Source organism: Streptomyces sp. TS71-3, assembly GCF_018327685.1.
Lineage (GTDB): Bacteria > Actinomycetota > Actinomycetes > Streptomycetales > Streptomycetaceae > Streptomyces.
Window position 1 is genome coordinate 1,114,816 of the sequence record NZ_BNEL01000003.1, and the last position, 16,870, is coordinate 1,131,685.

A 16,870-nucleotide genomic window follows, 5' to 3' on the forward strand; every position below is an offset into this window, starting at 1 on the left:
TTCCCGGGGCGGGGCCGGATCACCCCGCCTCGCTCGCGGCCCCCACACCATCACGCCCCGGTGGGCCCCACACCACCCCCGTGGGGCCCACCCTCCCCAGGCCGTCCCCCACGGCCGCCCCTCGAACCACCTCCGGGCGAGCGACCCGGCCCGGCCCTCGCCCGGAGGTGACCACCACCCGTGCCCACGCCCGCACGGGACCCCGCGCCCCCGTCCCCGCGCCGTGACCCACGACAACAACCACAACCACAACCACACACCGATCCCAGCGAGGTCCCGTGACTGTCGAGAACATCGTCGGGCTGATCGTCTCCGTAGCCCTCCTTGCCTACTTGGTGGTCGCTCTGATCAAGCCGGAGCGTTTCTGATGGCCGCTCCCGCCCCCGTGCGCCAGGCCCCCCGAATCCCCGTACCGCCCTCACAGCCCGGACCGGCACCGGCCCGCAGGATCGGGGCCGGCCTGCTGGATCCCGCGCAGTTGTGGCGCGCCCTGCCCGCCGCGCTGCGCAAGCTGAACCCGCTGACGCTGGCCCGCAACTTCGTGATGTTCGTGACGGAGATCGGTGCCGGGCTGACCACCGGGCTCGCCGCAGCCCACCCGACCACGTTCGGCTGGCTGATCACCGTCTGGCTGTGGCTCACCGTCGTCTTCGCGAACCTCGCGGAGGCGGTGGCCGAGAGCCGCGGCCGGGCCCAGGCCGACAGCCTGCGCGGCACCCGGAAGCAGAGCACCGCCCGCCGGCTCACCGGATGGCAGCCGGGCGCCGCACCTCACGAGTACGTCGAGGAGCTGGTGGCCGCGGCCGAACTCGGGCGCGGCGACCTCGTGGTGGTCGAGGCCGGCGAGCTGGTGCCGGGCGACGGCGACGTTCGTCGAGGGCGCGGCCAGCGTCGACGAGTCGGCGATCACGGGCGAGTCAGCGCCGGTGATCCGCGAGTCGGGCGGCGACCGGTGCGCCGTCACCGGCGGCACCCGTGTCCTGTCGGACCGGATCGTGGTCCGCGTGACGCAGGAGCCCGGCCAGTCCTTCCTCGACCGCATGATCGCGCTGGTCGAGGGCGCGGGCCGGCAGCGCACGCCGAAGGAGCTGGCGCTCAACCTGCTGCTGGTCATGATGACCTTCGTCTTCCTCGTCGCGGTCGTCACGCTCCAGCCGATGGCGATCTTCTCCAAGGACTTCATGGCGGCGGCCCCCGACACCCTGGCGCTCACCGCCGACGACGTCACCGGCATCGTCCTCGTGTCGCTGCTGGTCTGCCTGATACCCACCACCATCGGCGGGCTGCTGTCCGCGATCGGCATCGCGGGCATGGACCGGCTGGTGCAGCGCAACGTGCTCGCCATGTCGGGGCGCGCCGTGGAGGCGGCCGGCGACGTGCACACCCTGCTGCTCGACAAGACCGGCACCATCACCCACGGCAACCGGCGCGCGAGCGAGCTGCTGCCCGTCGGCGCGGTGACGGAACGCCAGCTCGCGGACGCGGCGCTGCTGTCCAGCCTCGCCGACGAGACCCCCGAGGGCCGCTCCGTCGTCGCCTACGTGCAGCACCGCTTCGGCCTCGAACGCCATCTGCCGGCCGGACCCTTCGCGGACGGCGGCGGGTCGACCGCATCCGTGCCGACCGCATCCGTGCCGGCCGGATTCGTGCCGGCCGGATTCGTGGTGGAGGGCGACGGCCCGGCGGACGCGGTCTGGGTGCCGTTCGCCGCCACCACCCGGATGTCCGGGGTGGACCTGCCCGGCGGGATCGGCGCGCACGGTACGCGCCGGCTCCGCAAGGGCGCCGCCGCGGCCGTCGCCCGCTGGGTGGAGGACGAGGGCGGCGAGGTGCCCGCGTCTCAGCCGCCGGCGGCACCCCGCTCGCCGTCGCCGAGTGGGCGCCCGGCGGGGGCGCCCGGGTGCCGGGCGTCGTGCACCTCAAGGACGTGGTCAAGCCGGGCCTGAAGGAGCGGTTCGCCGAACTGCGTCGGATGGGCATCCGCACGGTGATGGTCACCGGCGACAACCCGGTGACCGCGCGCGCCATCGCCGAGGAGGCGGGCGTCGACGACGTGCTGGCCGAGGCCACGCCCGAGGAGAAGCTGGCGCTGATCCGGCGCGAGCAGGCCGGCGGGCACCTGGTCGCCATGACCGGCGACGGCACCAACGACGCGCCGGCCCTCGCGCAGGCGGACGCCGGCGTCGCCATGAACAGCGGCACGTCGGCCGCGAAGGAGGCCGGCAACATGGTCGACCTCGACTCCGACCCCACGAAGATCATCGACATCGTGGAGATCGGCAAGCAGTTCCTCATCACCCGGGGTGCGCTGACCGCGTTCTCCATCGCCAACGACATCGCCAAGTACTTCGCGATCCTGCCCGCCATGTTCGCGGGCGTGTATCCGGCGCTGGGCGCGGTGAACGTCATGGGGCTGCACTCGCCCGCGTCGGCCGTGCTGTCGGCCGTCATCTTCAACGCCGTGATCATCGTGGCGCTGATCCCGCTCGCGTTGCGCGGCGTGCGCTACCGGCCCGGCAGCGCCGACGCCCTGCTCACCCGCAACCTCTGGGTCTACGGGCTCGGCGGCCTGCTGCTGCCGTTCCTCGCGATCAAGCTCATCGACGTCGCCGTCGTCCAGTTCCTCCCCGGGATGGGATCGTGAACCTCCTCTCCAGGACGCCCGCGTGGATCCGCCACCCGGTGGCCGCGGTCCGCGTGGTGGTCGTCCTCACGCTCGTCGCCGGCCTCGCCCACCCCCTGGCGATGACCGCGATCGCCCAGGTGCCGGGCCTGCACGGGCAGGCCCAGGGCTCCCCGCTCACCGGTGCCGGCGGGAAGCCGGCCGGCAGCACGCTGATCGGCCAGTCCTTCCTGGACGGCCACGGCGATCCGCTCCCGGCCTACTTCCAGACCCGGCCCTCCAACGCGGGTGACGGCTACGACGCCTCGGCCTCCGCCGCCGGGAACCTCGGCCCCGAGTCCACCGTCGACGTGCTGCCCCTGCCGGGCAGGCCCGACTCCGGCACGCGGAGCCTGCTCACCCAGGTCTGCGCGCGCAGCAAGGCCGTGGGCGACCTGGAGCACGTGGACGGCGCCCGGCCGTTCTGCACGGCCGACGGCGTCGGCGCGGTGCTCGGCGTCTTCAAGGCGGGCGGCACCACCGGCCGCGCCACCCGCGTCGTCAGCCTGAACCAGGCATGCCCGGCGCGCCCGTTCACCGCCACATACCAGGGCGTGCGCGTCGAGTGCGCGCGCCCCGGCGAGGACTACGGCAGGGCCGTGGCCACCCCGGTGCGCGGCGGCGCGCCCGCGCACCCGGTCGTGCCGCCCGACGCGGTCACCGCGAGCGGCAGCGGCCTCGACCCGGCGATCAGCCCCGCGTACGCGCGGCTCCAGACGCCGCGGGTCGCCCGCGAGCGCGGCATGCCCGAGGCGGCCGTACGGGCGGCCGTCGACCGGCACACCAGCGGCCGCGGCCTCGGCGTGCTCGGCGCGCCCGCCGTGAACGTCGTGGAACTCAACGCCGACCTCGACCGCACGCACCCGGTGGCGGGCACCGCCGCCGGCACCGCGGGGGACACGGCATCCAGCACGGCCAAGGCCACGTCCGCCGGGACCGCGAAGGACACCGCCGCCGGAGCCGCGAAAGCCCCCTCATCCAGCACGGCCAAGGCCACGTCCTCCGACACCGCGAAGGGCACGTCATGATCCCCGGACTGCTCCAGATCACGCTGATCGCCGCGGTCGTGGTGGGCCTGCACGTCCCGCTCGGCGACTACATGGCCGGAGCGCTCGACGGCGGCCCGCACAGACGCGTGGAACGGGTCCTGTACCGGGCCTGCGGCGTGGACCCGGACCGCGAACAGGACTGGCGCCACTACCTGTTCGCCCTGCTCGCGTTCACCCTCGCGAGCATCGCCGCGCTCTTCGCCCTCCTCACCCTCCAGGGCCACCTGCCCTGGTCCCTGGGCCACCCGGGCATGCCCTGGCGCCTCGCCCTGCACACCGCCGTCAGCTTCACCACCAACACCAGCTGGCAGAACTACGCGGCCGAGTCCACCACCGGCCACCTCGCCGTGATGGCCGGCCTCGGCACCCAGGCCTTCGCGTCCGCGGCGGTCGGCATCTGCGTGGCGCTCGCGCTGGTCCGCGGCCTGGTGCGCCGCGACACCGACCGGCTGGGCAACTTCTGGGTGGACCTGATCCGGACCATCCTGCGGATCCTGCTGCCGCTCGCGGTCCTCTCCGGCATCGTCCTCGTGGCGCTCGGCGTGCCGCAGAGCCTCGGCGGGCCGCACACCGTGGCCACCGTCGCCGGCGGCCGGCAGACCCTGCTCGGCGGCCCGGTCGGCTCCTGGGAGCCCATCAAGCTGCTGTCGGGCGACGGCGGCGGCGCGTTCAACGCCAGCAGCGCGCACCCCTTCGAGAACCCGTCGTCGTACACGAACGCCATCGAGATCGTGCTGATGCTGCTGATCCCGACCGCGTTCATCCGCACCTACGGCCGCATGATCGGCTCGCTGCGGCAGAGCTGGACGCTGCTCGCGGTGGTCGGCATCCTCTTCGGGCGCGATGGCGGGCTTCAACGGCGCCACCGATTTCCACAACCTGTTGATGACGGCGGCGATGCTGATCGGCCGGTACGTGCCCATGGTGTTCCTGCTCGCCCTCGCCGCCCGGCTGGCCCGGCAGCGCCCCGGCGCCGTCACCGTCGGCACGCTCCAGGCCCGCGGCGTCAACTTCGTCGCCCTGGCCACCGCCGCGGGCCCTCATCCTGGCCCTGCTCAACTTCCTCCCGGCGCTGTCGCTGGGGCCGCTGGCGGAGGGCCTGCACTGACAGGCCCGGCACGGCCGGTGCGCACCGGCCGTGCCGGGTGATACGCCTGTACCGCAGGCATACGGGTCGCAGGCACGCCTAGCGCACTGGCATGCGCACGTCCACTCCTGACTAACCCTCACTTTGCTTCGGGTTACCCCCGCGTACGCCTCCCCCTGCTTGCCTGTGAGACATGGACCACATCACGTTCCTCGTGGCGGTCGTCATCGTCACGGCACTAGCGTTCGATTTCACGAACGGTTTTCACGACACGGCCAACGCCATGGCCACGTCCATTGCCACGGGAGCGCTCAAACCGAGAACGGCGGTGCTGATCAGCGGTGCGCTGAACATCGTCGGCGCGTTCCTGTCCACGGAGGTCGCCAAGACGATCTCGGGCGGCATCGTGGACGACACCCTGGTCACCCCGGGCATGATCTTCGCGGGGTTGATCGGCGCGATCCTGTGGAATCTGATGACCTGGCTGCTCGGGCTCCCGTCGAGCTCGTCGCACGCGCTGTTCGGCGGCCTGATCGGCGCCGTGTGGGTCGGCGCGGGGCAGCACGGGGTGCACTTCGACAAGGTCGTCGAGAAGGTGCTGGTCCCCGCGGTGGCCTCGCCCATCGTGGCGGGCATCGCCGCGCTGCTGGCGACGTACCTCGCCTACCGGATCACCGCCAAGGCCCGCCAGGACTCGGTGACCCGGGGCTTCAGGCTCGGCCAGATAGCGTCGGCCTCGCTGGTCTCCCTGGCGCACGGCACGAACGACGCCCAGAAGACGATGGGCGTCATCACGCTCACGCTGATCTCGGCGGGCGCGCTCGGCCACGACGCCGGCCCGCCGGTCTGGGTGATCGCCGCTGCCGGTCTCGCCATCGGCCTCGGCACGTACCTGGGCGGCTGGCGGATCATCCGCACGATGGGCAAGGGCCTGACGGACATCCAGTCCCCGCAGGGCTTCGCCGCCGAGGCGGCCGCCACCACCGTGATCCTCACGTCCGCGCACATGGGCTTCGCGCTCTCCACGACGCAGGTCTGCTCGGGTGGCATCCTCGGCGCGGGCCTCGGCCGACGGCTGGCCGAAGTGCGCTGGGGCACCGCGGGCCGCATGCTGGTGGCCTGGTTGATCACGCTGCCCGCGGCCGCGCTGGTCGGCGCGCTCTCCGCGAGCGCGGTCACCCACGGGGGGACCCTCGGCACGGCGCTGATCGCGGCCGTCGCGCTCGCCGTCGCCACCGCCATCGTGCTCGCCTCGCGCCGCAACCCGGTGGACGCGAAGAACGTCAACGACTCCAACCAGGTGAGCATCCGCCCCGCCGGTGCTCCCGCGGCGGCCTGAGCCCGCACCCCATCCGCGTCCCTCTGGCCGCCCGAGCACAGGAAGAGACCACTTCATGGATCTGGATTGGACCGCACTCGGCCAAGTCGCCGCCGTCAGCGCCGGGGTCACCGTCGCGGTCGTCGCCATCTTCGCCCTCGGAGTCCTGGGCCTGGCCCGCACGGACGACTCCCGCACCGAGGAGTCCGCGTCGGGCACGGCAGCGGGCTCCACGGCAGGCCCCGCGTCCGCCGCGGCGATGGCACAGGCCGGCCTGTGCTTTCTGGTGTGTGCGGCGGTCGTGGCGTACGGGATCTACCTGATCGTCCCGCAGTTCCACTAGGGCCTAGGGCCTCCACGGAGGCCGCACCCCCCACCGCACGGTGACCTGTCCCCGGTCACCGTGCGGTCCCATGTCCGGGGCTCACCGGTCTGACCCGGGCTGGGGTCCGTCGGGCGACCGTGTGCGCAGTTCCCCGCGCCCCTTGAGGGTCGGGCTGGTCGTTTCGGGGCCGGGTGCGGCTGGGGCGTGGTTCTTCGCGCAGTTCCCCGCCCCCCTGATGTGCCGGGCCGGTCTTTCTGGTCAGGTGCGGGTGCGGGTGCGGGTGCGGGTGCGGGTGCGGGTGGGGGTGGGGCGTGGTCGTTCGCGCAGTTCCCCGCGCCCCTGTCCCGTTCGGCTGGTGGTCTCGTTCGATCGTCCCGTTCGGTCGTCTCGTTCGGCCGAGAGCCCGTCAGAACCAGGTGGGTGTGCGGGGCACATAGGGTTCCTCCAGGGAGCGGATCTCCTCATCGGTGAGCCGGAGGTCGAGCGCGGCGGCGGCGTCCGCCAGGTGCTGGGGTTTCGTGGCCCCCACGATCGGCGCCGAGACGACCGGGTTCTTCAGGACCCAGGCCATCGAGACCTGTGCCATCGGCACGCCGCGGGCCTCAGCGATCCGCTGCACGGCGTCGACGATGGCCCGGTCGCCGTCGAGGAACAGCGGCCGGCCCTGGCGGTCGACGACGGGATAGTCCTTCCCACGGCGCGTGGCGGACTGCGTACCCCAGGGGCGCGCGACCCACCCCGCCGCGAGCGGGCTCCAGGGGATGCTTCCGACACCCTGGGCGGCGAGCAGGCCGAACATCTCCCGCTCCTCCTCACGGTGGATCAGGTTGTACTGGTCCTGCATGGACACGAACCGCGTCCATCCGCCGGCCTGTGCGGTGTGCTGCATCGTGGCGAACTGCCAGGCCCACATCGACGAGGCGCCGATGTAGCGGGCCTTGCCGGCTTTGACCACGTCGTGCAGGGCCTCCATCGTCTCCTCGACCGGTGTCTCGCGGTCGAAGCGGTGGATCTGGTAGAGGTCGACGTAATCGGTGTCCAGGCGCCTGAGGGAGGCGTCGATCTGTTCCATGACGGCCTTGCGGGACAGGCCCGCCCCACCCGGACCCTGGTGCATGGGCTGGAACAGCTTGGTGGCCAGCACGATGTCGTCACGCCTGGTGTACTTCCTGAGAGCCCGCCCCACGACTTCCTCGGACGTGCCCAGGCCGTAGACGTTCGCGGTGTCCCAGAACGTGATGCCCAGGTCGAGGGCCCGCCGGAAGACGGGCTCGGCCTCGTGGTCGTCGAGCACCCACGGCATGCGCTTGGCCGGGTCGCCGAAGCTCATGCAGCCCAGCGCGATACGGCTGACCTTCAGACCCGACTTTCCCAACCGGGTGTACTCCATGGTGTGTGTCCTTGTCTCGGAATGCGGGATCTCAGAGCGTGGGATCCCATGAGGCGGGCCCCTTTCGGGCCCCCGTGCGGCCGGGGACGGGGCCGGGGACGGGCGCTGTCGGCGTCCGACGAGGCGCGTACCGGCCCCTCAGAGCGGCCGTGACCCACCCTCGCCCGGATTCGGCGCGGGTGGCAGGCCGGACCGTTCGGGGGTAATGGCAGGGCCTCCCACGGTGCTGCCGGGCAGCTCAGCGCGGTGTGAGACTGGAACCATGGCAGCTGAGCGCACCCCCGGCGGCGAGAGCGGCGGCATGGAGCTGGGACGGTTCCTCCGCGCCCGCCGCACGCAGACCGGCCCGGAGCAGGTCGGCCTCACCGTCGGCCCCGGACTGCGCCGCACCCCGGGGCTGCGCAGGGAAGAGCTGGCCACCCTGGCCGGGATCAGCATCGACTACTACGTACGCCTGGAGCGCGGCAAGGAGACCCGCCCCAGCCCGTCGGTCCTGGACGCCCTTGCCCGCGCCCTGCGACTGAACGACCAGGAGCACCACCATCTGCGGAAGCTGGCAGCCCGTGCCGCCCGCTACGCGCCCGAGCCGCCTCCCGCCCCCAGCCGCACCGTGCGCCCCCACCTGAAGCTGCTGCTGGACTCCCTCCGCCCGAACCCGGCCTACATCATCAGCCGGAGCACGGACCTCCTCGCCTGGAACCCCGGCGGTCTCGCCCTGTACGCAGGTGTGGACGACTGGCCCGCCAGGCAGCGCAACCTCGCCCGCTACCTCTTCCTCCACCCCGCCGCCCACGGGCTGTTCCCCGACTGGGACAACCAGGTCCGCACCTGCGTCTCCCGGCTGCGTGCCATCGCCGGCACCACGCCGGACGCGCCCGACCTGACCAACCTCGTCGGCGAGCTCCTGCTCAAGAGCCCCGACTTCGCCAAGCTCTGGGAACGGTACGACGTCACCGGCCGCAAACCCGCCCGCAAGACCTTCCAGCACCCCCACGTCGGCACCATCAGCCTGGCCGCCCAGTCCATGCAGCTGGAGGACACCCCCGGCCAACGCCTCGGCGTCTACACGGCCGACCCCGGCACCCCCGACCACGACGCCCTGCTCCTACTCGACCTGACCGCATCGGCACCGGCGACGCCCCCGAACCAGACGCACGAGCACCCCTGACGGCACGAGCCACCGCCCGAACCGGCAAGAGGCGCGCGAGGCGCGCGAGGCGTGGATCGGGGGCGCGGGGAACTGCGCGATGAGCCCGCACGGGTGGTCAGCCGGGATACAGACGGCAGGGGGCTGGTCCGGGCCGTGTTCAGGGGCGCGGGGAACTGCGCGATGAGCCCGCACGGGTGGTCAGCCGGGATACAGACCGCAAGGGCCTGTCCGGGCCCGGATCAGGGGCGCGGGGAACTGCGCAAAAAGCCCCCACCGGCGGTCAGCCGAGACACAGAGCGCAAGCCACCACACCCCCCGGGCGGAGCCCGGAAAGCAAGCGCGCAGGCCCACGCGCAAACCGCCCACCCCGGGGGTGCCCCGCACACAACGTGAGCAGAGGACCAAGCACCGGCCCCCCGCGCGCCGTAGGCGGGCTACGCCCCGACGACCTCCAGCAACCGATGCAGATCCACACTCGCGTCCACCGCCGCCACAGCGGCCCCCGCCGCGACCGCCACCACCACGACCGCCAGCACCCGGTGATGCCGCAGCGGCGGCGCAAGCAGCGCGGCCACCCGCCGCGGCACCGGCCCCGCCGCGCTCAGCCCCTCCCGCGACCGCCCCAGCCCGACAACGGCACCGGCACCCGCCCCGATCCCCCCGCGAAGCCCGCGCCCGAAGCCACCGAACCCGGACCCGGACCCGGACCCGGACCCGGACCCGGACCCGAACCCGCCGAGGATGCCGAGCAGCGCACCGGGCAGCCGCCCCGCCGGCCGCCGGTGCGCGGCCAGCGCCGCCTTGCCGACGGCACGGGCGACCCGCGCACGGTCCCCGACGAGGGCCGCCGCCCGCTCGTCGGCCCACCGCTCCACGGTGTACGCCACCGCACTCGCAAGCGGCCGCAGCAGCGGATTCGCAGCCGCCCCGAGCTGGGCGAACGTGATGAAGAGGTAGTGGTGCGACGCCAGGTGCGCCCGCTCGTGCGCGACCAGGATGTCGTGCTCGGCGGCGTCCAGCGTGTCGAGCATGCCCGTCGACACGACGATCCGCCCCGGCAGCCCGGGCAGCGCGTACGCGTCGGGCGTCTCGTCCTCGACGATCACCAGGCCGTCCCGGGCCGGCAGGCACGCCGCCTCCAGCGCCGCACTGGCCAGTGACCGCGCACGGCGCCACAGCATCCGCACGGCGGCGGCAGCGGCCCCGCCCAGCAGCAGTCCGGCGATCACGGACACGGACAGTTCGGTGGGGTCGTCGAGTTGCGCGGCGTGCAGGGACCAGTGGCCGAGCGCGGCCAGCAGCGGCACGCGGATCAGCCCGGCGACGGCCAGCAGGCCGAGGGAGATCGTGCTCGCCGCGCCCAGCACCAGCGACGAGACGGTCAGCAGCCAGGTGGCGAGACGCGGCTCGCAGCGGCCCGGCAGCAGGCGCGCGCTCAGCGGTGCGATCAGGCTGAGCAGCAGCGGCACGTAGACGGCGATGCGCATGGGACGGGCCCTCTACCGGTCGTCGTCCCGCTCGGGCCGGGTACTCGGCCGCACACCGGCATCCCGCACCGCACCGCCACCGTCTTCCCGGCTGCCGTCCCGCACCGCACCGCCACCGTCTTCCCGGCTGCCGTCCCGCACCGCACCGGCACCGTCTTCACCGCCGTCCCGCAACGCACCGTCGTTCCGCACCGCACCGGCGTCGCGCGCCGCACCACGGTCCTGCTCCGCACCGCCGTCCTCCCCGCCCAGCAGCTGCCGCAGCAGATCGGCGTCCGTCGCGGACAGCCCGTCGGCGAACCGCGCGAGCACCGCCTCCCGGTCCGGCCGCTCCTCCAGCACCGTCCGCATCCGGCGCGCCGCGAACCCCGGCCCGTCGGTGACCGGCGCGTACGCGTACGCCCGGCCGCGCGGCGTCCGGGTGAGGAGCTGCTTCGTGTGCATCCGCGTGAGGATCGTCACGACGCTGCTGTACGTCAGCTCATCACCGAGCCGCTCGGTGACCTCCCCGGGCGTCAGGGCCTCCCGGGCGTCCTGGAGGAGGCCGAGGATCTCGGCCTCACGGGCGCCGTTGGCCCGCTTCGGCCCGCGTCCCCGCGCATTGGCTGCCATGGGTTGTCGTTCTCCCGCTCTTCTTCTACAGTCGTGTAGAACTTCTACGGCGGTGTAAAAGTCGCCGTGCTCCGAGTGTGCCATGCCCCCGGGCCGCGGACAGCCCCGCGGCCGTCCCCTCTCCTAGGACCGCCTCACGGCCGTCCGGGTTCCGGGCAGCGCCGGGCAGAAAGGACCGCCAGGTGTCCCAGGACCTCCAGACGCCCGAGGCGCCGCGCGCATCCGAGGCGCATCTCACACGCGCCCGCCTCGCAGGGCGCCGGTGCGGGCCCCGCCCGGCGAGGCTCCCGCACGGGTTCCTCGGCGAATCCATGCAGGGGAGGCTCCCGCGCAGGCCCTTCCGTGACCGAAAGCCCTTCCCTGACCGCAGGCCCTTCCCTGACCGCAGGCCCTTCCCTGACCGCAGGCTCATCCGCGACCGCAAGCCCTCGCGCGACCACACCCCACACCCCACGCCTCACCCGGGAGCGCACGGCGTGAAGATCACCTTCCTGATCCACAACCTCTACGGGATCGGCGGCACCAACCGCACCACGCTCAACCTCGCGGCCGCCCTGGCGGACCACCACGAGGTCACGATCGTGTCCATGATGCGGCACCGTTCCCGCCCCCGGTTCGCCGTGGACCCCCGGGTGCGCCTGGAGGCGCTGGTCGACCTGCGCGAGGACGCCGCGGACCCGTACGACCCGTTCTTCGAGTCCCCGTCGGACGTGTTCCCGAGCGCGGAAGGCCGCTACAAGCAGTACAACCTGCTCACCGACCTGAGGGCCGAGCGCTACCTGCGGTCCTGCGACGCGGACGTGATCATCGGCACCCGGCCCGGCATCAACGTCTACCTGGCCCTCTTCGGCCCGCCCCGCGCCCTGCGCATCGCCCAGGAGCACCTCACCCACGACGGCCACAGCAAGCGGCTGCGCGCCCAGCTCGCCCGCCCCTACCGCCGGCTGGACGCCCTCGTCACCGTCACCGAGGCGGACGCCGCCGTGTACCGGGCGCGGATGCGGCTGCCGGGCGTACCCGTGCTCGCCATACCGAACAGCGTCCCCGACACCGGGGTCCCGCCCGCCGACGGCACCGCCAAGGTGATCGCGGCGGCCGGCCGGCTCGACCGCCACAAGCGGTTCGATCTGCTGGTCGAGGCGTTCACGCAGGTCGCGCAGAAGCACCACGACTGGACGCTGCGCATCTACGGCTCCGGAACGCAGCACGACTGCCTGGAGCGGTTGATCGACGAGCGGGGGCTGGCGGGACGCGCCGTGCTGATGGGCACGGTCACGCCGATCGAGGCCGAGTTCGCCAAGGCGTCGATCCTGGCGTCGGCGTCAGACCGGGAGTCGTTCGGGATGACGCTGGTCGAGGCGATGCGGTGCGGCGTACCGGTGGTCGCCACGGACTGCCCGCTCGGCCCGGCCGAGATCGTGCACGACGGCGTCGACGGCCGCCTCGTCCCCCCGGGCGACCCGCAGGCGCTGGCCGCCGCCCTGCTCGACCTGATCGCCGACGAGCCCGGCCGCCACCGCATGGGCGATGCGGCCCTGACCACCGCCCGCCGCTACGACCCCCCGCACATCGCCGCCACCTACTCCGACCTCTTCGACGAACTCGCCGCCACCCGCACCACCCGCGCCCGCCAGCGCCGCAAGGCACGTTGGCGGGGCAGGGCGGGCCGCCTGGCACGCCCGGTACGGCGCCGGTTGAGGGCGCTGCGGCGGCGGTTGGGGTAGGGGGGTGCCGTTGCCGTGAGACGCGACAGCGGCCGGTCCCGGGGTGATCCGGGGACCGGCCGCTGCCTGGGTCGTCGGCTCCTCGACTCGCGTACGGTGCGGGGCTCAGCCCTCGCGTGACGACGTGCCGCGGTGGTGCAGGCCCTGCGTCCTGCCGTGCTCCGAACCGGTGGAGACCTGCACGGTGCGGGACGACGTCGGCATGCCCGGCATCGTCGCCCCGAGGGTGGGCGGGGAGCCGGGGACGCCGGCGGGGGGCAGCGGGACGGAGGCGGACGGGAACTCGATGTGGCTGCCCCGGCCGCGCCGCTCGCGCCGTGCGTCCCCCAGGATGAGCGAGGCCATGGCCACCCCGCCGACCACTTCGAGGAAGTTCTGCCCGGAGGCGCCGGGCACGGTGAACAGCGTGTGCGCCTCGGTCGCGCCCACCAGGTCGGTGAAGGACGACGGCACCATGAACAGCGCGAGGCCGAGCCCGAAGCCGGTGGCTATCGGACGGCGCTTGGCGGCGAGCACCATACCCACGCCGCACAGCAGGGTCAGGCAGCTCCACTGCCAGGGCGACGAGACGGCGAGCACGGCACGGCCGGTGCCCCGCCCCGCGAGCAGGTGAGCGAGCCCCTCGGGGCCGACCCGGTAGGCGGTGATGGCGTTGCGGAAGATGTAGACGACGTTCAGCACGGCGAGCACCACGCCGGAGGCGGTGGCCGTGACCTTCACGGGGCGGACCGAGCCGTGGTGCAGCGAGTCGTCCTCGGCCTCCGCGGCGAGCTCGGCCTCGGCGATGTCGTTCTCCAACTGCCAGGCCCGCAGCAGCAGGATGCCGAGCGCGATGTCCACCACGATCGCCAGGATGCAGGTGAGGCCCACCACGTTCAGCGAGGCGCCGGTGAGCATGCCGAACCACGGGTTCGACGGGGAGTTCAGCAGCAGGTACCAGAGCACGGGCAGCCGGAACAGCATCGTCGCCGCGCACGCGGTCACCAGGAGCCCGCCGGCTCCCCGGCCCTGCCGCAGCGCGGCCCATCCCGCGCCGAGTTGGAGGGCGGCGAGGCCCAGGTCCATGGAGGTGGTGGCGGACAGCCCGGAGGGGGTGCCGGTGGTCCACACCGTCCACGCCCCCGACAGGCCGCGCTGCGCCACGTCGTAGAAGAGCCAGAACGTCGTCTGCGCGAAGAGCACCAGGCTCAGTGCTCCCACGACGGTCCGTACCCGACCGACCGTCGTCCTCTGGTGGCTCATGGTGCGATGTCTCCTCAAAGATGCACGGGCAACCGCGAGATGAGGCCGGCCGAAACCGACCGATGGTGATTGATCGCGCAACGACCCAAATAACGCACGAGAGCATAGAGCGTTCGCGGGTGCGACACCACGACGGGACGCACCGCGGGAACGTGAACAGGGCGTGAGCATGTTCTGAAGACGGCTGACCTGCTGTCATCGCGGCGCAACCGCACGGCGCTCCGGGCCCGGCCGCGGGCGAGTCGGGACGGGGGTCGCTCCGGGGCGGCGTCGGGGCGGGACCTGACGGGTCGTTGGGCACTCGGGCACTCGGGCACTCGGACACTCTGGGGGCTCGCCATGAAGTCGGCCGTGGCTCGGGCAGCGGGCCGCTGATCACGAACCCCCGACGTACCCACATACGCCGTACCCATCTCCGCCGCTCAACGATCAGCCGCCGCCCAATGATCAATTGCAGACGCGCTATACCTGCAAAAGCGGACAATCGCGTCACTGCCCTATCCTGGAACGCAGCCGCTCCATGGAGTGGGGACGGAGGAGACACCGATGACAGCGACCGACCCCGCGCTCACGGCCCTGGCACAGGGTTGGTGCGCGCTCTCCCTGCTGCACGGAAGGATCGAGGCGCACATCGAGCGCGCTCTCCAGTCCGGGCACGGCCTGAGCGTGCGGGAGTACTCCCTGCTGGACGTGCTCAGCCGGCAGCACGACGGCGACGGGGGCCACCTCCAGATGAAGCAGGTGGCAGACGCGGTCGTCCTCAGCCAGAGCGCGACGACCAGGCTGGTGACCCGCCTGGAGGACCGCGACCTGCTGGAACGCTACCTGTGCCCCACCGACCGCCGCGGCATCTACACGAACGTCACCGAGGCCGGCCTCGAACTCCTGGAACGGGCCCGCCCCACCAACGACAAGGCCCTGCGCGAGTCGTTGGACGAGGCGGCACGGAACCCCGAGCTGGCGCCGCTGGTCCGAGCGGTGGAGTCCCTGCACGCGGCGGGGCCGACGGGGGCGGTCGAGGCGGCGTAGGGGGCGCCCCGGACAAGGTCGGCCCTACGCGGCGATGACCGCCGCTCCGCTCTACGCGGCGATGACCGCCGCTCCGCTCTACGCGGCGATGACCGCCGCTCCGCTCTACGCGGCGATGACCGCCGCCGTCGTACGCCCGCCGTCCACATCCAGCACGACGCCGTGCACGAAGGCGGCCTCATCGCTGGCGAGATAGACGGCGGCGTGGGCGACGGCCCGTGGCTCGCCGATGCGGCCCGCCGGGGTGCCGTTCATCATCGCCTCGCCCGGGTCCACCTCACCGGGCACAAGGTCCTTGACCACACCGGGAGAAAGAGCATTCACCCGCACGCCACGCGGCCCGAACTCGGTGGCCCAGGCCCGCGTGAGGGTCTCCACCGCACCCTTGGAGGAGCTGTAGGCCACGCCCAGGGGGAACCCCAGGCGGGCGACCCACGACCCCAGGTTGATGATGGCGCCACCGCCGGCCTCGGCCATGGCGGGGGCGATGGCGGCGGTCAGGAAGAAGGGCGCCTTCACGTTGACGGCATAGATCCGGTCGAAGGTCTTCTCGTCGGTGTCGGTGGTGGAGTCGCCGGGAAAGATCCCGGCGTTGTTGACGAGGATGTCGATCCCCCCGCCCAGGACGGACGCGGCCTCCCGTGCCAGGCCCTGCGAGGCCTCGGCGCTCCCGTCCAGATCGGCCCTCACGAAATCGGCCCGCCCGCCGCGCGCCCGAATCCCGTCGACGACGTCGGCACCCCGCTCGACGCTACGACCGGAAACGACGACATGCGCCCCCTCAGAGGCGAACGCCTCCGCGATGGCCCGCCCGATATTGCTGGTCGCCCCGGTGACCAGAGCCCTCTTGCCCCGCAGCCGCTCACTCATAACCCACTCCCACATGCTCGCTACCTGCACAGAGCCGCGCGGACGGGAGTCGGGCCCGGCCTCACACGGCAGTGCCACTGTGCGAGGAGAAAATTGGACTTGCAAGTCCAATCAGTGGAGGGGGGAGGGGAGGGCGAACGGGGAATCGAGGAACGTGGCCGCCACGCACTGTGGCCGCCTAGGCACTCACGAGACCGGCGCGCCGCAGATCCCAGATCCCTTGATCGAGCACGGCCTTCAGATGCGAGGCCTGCCCGGTGGCGAGAAGGATCGCCACCCCACCCTGGAGCCCGGCGAGAAGGGCGGCCGCACGACGGTCGACGTCGAGATCGGCAGGCAGGTGCCCGGCGTCCTGCAACGCCCGGATCCCGGTAGCCAGACTCCCCTGCCAGCGCCGCATCAACTCGATCACGATCGCGCGGGCACCCGGGGTCGAGCGTCCGATCTGATGGAACAGCGACCCGAGCGGGCACTGCTCGCCCTGCTCCTCGTAGCGCTCGACGACGACGTCACGCCACTTGTCCCAGGCCTCCCAGGAGTCAAGACACCCCAGGTAGGGCTGCTGGTCCTCAAGAACCTGATCGGCCTCGAACTGCGCGACGGCAAGCAGCAGCTCGTCCTTGCCGCCGGGAAAGTAGTGGAAGAGCTGACTCTTACTGACCCGAGTCCGAGCCATGACGTCATCGAGAGTGACAGCGGCCACCCCCTTCTCCCGCAAGACGGAGGCAGCACCCTCGACAATCCGCTGACGGGTGGCCTTCCCCTTGGCGGTCAGCTCCTTACCCATGCGAGGGCACCTCCCTGGTCCGGTTCCGCGAATGGACTCACGGGTCCAGTCTACTCGCGCACGGCCGGGTGAAGCCGACCGGCGACGGCGACGGCGACGGCGACGACGGAGCCGCTGGCAATTCGGAGGGGCCTGCGA

At 72.7% G+C, this 16,870-nt stretch carries 14 protein-coding genes and 2 pseudogenes; 10 read left to right on the plus strand and 6 right to left on the minus strand.

Features of this window, described 5'->3' with window-relative positions; all coding sequences use genetic code 11:
- Positions 1 to 278: 278 nt before the first annotated feature.
- The 7 genes and pseudogenes from kdpF to Sm713_RS29180 all read left to right on the plus strand — a co-directional run bounded on the left by kdpF (position 279) and on the right by Sm713_RS29180 (position 6,459).
- Positions 279 to 368 carry a K(+)-transporting ATPase subunit F gene (gene kdpF, locus Sm713_RS29150; RefSeq protein ID WP_212912988.1) on the plus strand — a complete coding sequence of 30 codons (90 nt, stop codon included), beginning with the start codon at positions 279 to 281 and terminating at the stop codon, positions 366 to 368.
- Positions 368 to 2,644: pseudogene (kdpB, locus tag Sm713_RS29160) on the plus strand (potassium-transporting ATPase subunit KdpB). Before kdpF ends, kdpB begins: the two are co-directional and overlap by 1 nt.
- Positions 2,641 to 3,690 carry a potassium-transporting ATPase subunit C gene (locus Sm713_RS41505; protein WP_212912990.1) on the plus strand — a complete coding sequence of 350 codons (1,050 nt, stop codon included), beginning with the start codon at positions 2,641 to 2,643 and terminating at the stop codon, positions 3,688 to 3,690. Before kdpB ends, Sm713_RS41505 begins: the two are co-directional and overlap by 4 nt.
- Before the next feature lie 71 nt (positions 3,691 to 3,761).
- Positions 3,762 to 4,487, plus strand: a pseudogene (locus tag Sm713_RS41510) (potassium-transporting ATPase subunit KdpA); the annotation flags it as partial.
- 121 nt (positions 4,488 to 4,608) lie between these two features.
- Positions 4,609 to 4,860, plus strand: coding sequence for a potassium-transporting ATPase subunit KdpA (locus Sm713_RS41515; protein ID WP_308293219.1), 252 nt, complete (start codon positions 4,609 to 4,611; stop codon positions 4,858 to 4,860).
- 131 nt (positions 4,861 to 4,991) lie between these two features.
- Positions 4,992 to 6,137 carry an inorganic phosphate transporter gene (locus Sm713_RS29175; RefSeq protein WP_212912991.1) on the plus strand — a complete coding sequence of 382 codons (1,146 nt, stop codon included), beginning with the start codon at positions 4,992 to 4,994 and terminating at the stop codon, positions 6,135 to 6,137.
- A 55-nt stretch (positions 6,138 to 6,192) separates the two neighbouring features.
- Complete coding sequence (locus Sm713_RS29180) at positions 6,193 to 6,459, plus strand: hypothetical protein (RefSeq protein WP_212912992.1); 267 nt, start codon at positions 6,193 to 6,195, stop codon at positions 6,457 to 6,459.
- Between the two features lie 388 nt (positions 6,460 to 6,847).
- Here Sm713_RS29180 and Sm713_RS29185 read toward each other — a convergent pair whose 3' ends face one another.
- On the minus strand, positions 6,848 to 7,831 hold the full coding sequence (locus Sm713_RS29185) for an aldo/keto reductase (protein WP_212912993.1): 984 nt from the start codon (positions 7,829 to 7,831) through the stop codon (positions 6,848 to 6,850).
- Between the two features lie 262 nt (positions 7,832 to 8,093).
- Here Sm713_RS29185 and Sm713_RS29190 point away from each other — a divergent pair, with 262 nt between their 5' ends.
- Entirely contained in the window at positions 8,094 to 8,999 is a 906-nt protein-coding gene (locus tag Sm713_RS29190) for a helix-turn-helix transcriptional regulator (RefSeq protein WP_212912994.1), read from the plus strand.
- Positions 9,000 to 9,415: 416 nt separating this feature from the next.
- Here the strand turns inward: Sm713_RS29190 and Sm713_RS29195 are convergent, their stop codons facing one another.
- Both Sm713_RS29195 and Sm713_RS40790 read right to left on the minus strand, forming a co-directional pair.
- Positions 9,416 to 10,468: a M56 family metallopeptidase gene (locus Sm713_RS29195; RefSeq protein ID WP_212912995.1), complete on the minus strand. Its 1,053-nt coding sequence runs from the start codon at positions 10,466 to 10,468 to the stop codon at positions 9,416 to 9,418.
- 12 nt (positions 10,469 to 10,480) lie between these two features.
- A complete protein-coding gene (locus Sm713_RS40790; protein WP_249416767.1) occupies positions 10,481 to 11,080 on the minus strand; it encodes a BlaI/MecI/CopY family transcriptional regulator in 600 nt (199 codons plus the stop codon).
- 476 nt (positions 11,081 to 11,556) lie between these two features.
- Here Sm713_RS40790 and Sm713_RS29205 point away from each other — a divergent pair, with 476 nt between their 5' ends.
- Positions 11,557 to 12,804 (plus strand): glycosyltransferase family 4 protein, encoded by a 1,248-nt coding sequence (locus tag Sm713_RS29205; protein WP_212912996.1) that lies wholly within the window; start codon positions 11,557 to 11,559, stop codon positions 12,802 to 12,804.
- A 105-nt stretch (positions 12,805 to 12,909) separates the two neighbouring features.
- Here the strand turns inward: Sm713_RS29205 and Sm713_RS29210 are convergent, their stop codons facing one another.
- On the minus strand, positions 12,910 to 14,046 hold the full coding sequence (locus Sm713_RS29210; protein WP_212912997.1) for a hypothetical protein: 1,137 nt from the start codon (positions 14,044 to 14,046) through the stop codon (positions 12,910 to 12,912).
- 546 nt (positions 14,047 to 14,592) lie between these two features.
- Between Sm713_RS29210 and Sm713_RS29215 the strand changes: the two genes are divergently transcribed.
- The gene (locus Sm713_RS29215; protein ID WP_212912998.1) at positions 14,593 to 15,075 is read left to right on the plus strand and encodes a MarR family winged helix-turn-helix transcriptional regulator; all 483 of its coding nucleotides are present in this window, start codon (positions 14,593 to 14,595) and stop codon (positions 15,073 to 15,075) included.
- Positions 15,076 to 15,180: 105 nt separating this feature from the next.
- On the opposite strand, the gene Sm713_RS29220 is transcribed toward Sm713_RS29215, so the two are convergent.
- Together Sm713_RS29220 and Sm713_RS29225 are read right to left on the minus strand one after the other, a co-directional pair.
- On the minus strand, positions 15,181 to 15,945 hold the full coding sequence (locus Sm713_RS29220; RefSeq protein ID WP_212912999.1) for an SDR family NAD(P)-dependent oxidoreductase: 765 nt from the start codon (positions 15,943 to 15,945) through the stop codon (positions 15,181 to 15,183).
- 178 nt (positions 15,946 to 16,123) lie between these two features.
- Entirely contained in the window at positions 16,124 to 16,732 is a 609-nt protein-coding gene (locus Sm713_RS29225) for a TetR/AcrR family transcriptional regulator (protein WP_212913000.1), read from the minus strand.
- Positions 16,733 to 16,870: the final 138 nt, after the last annotated feature.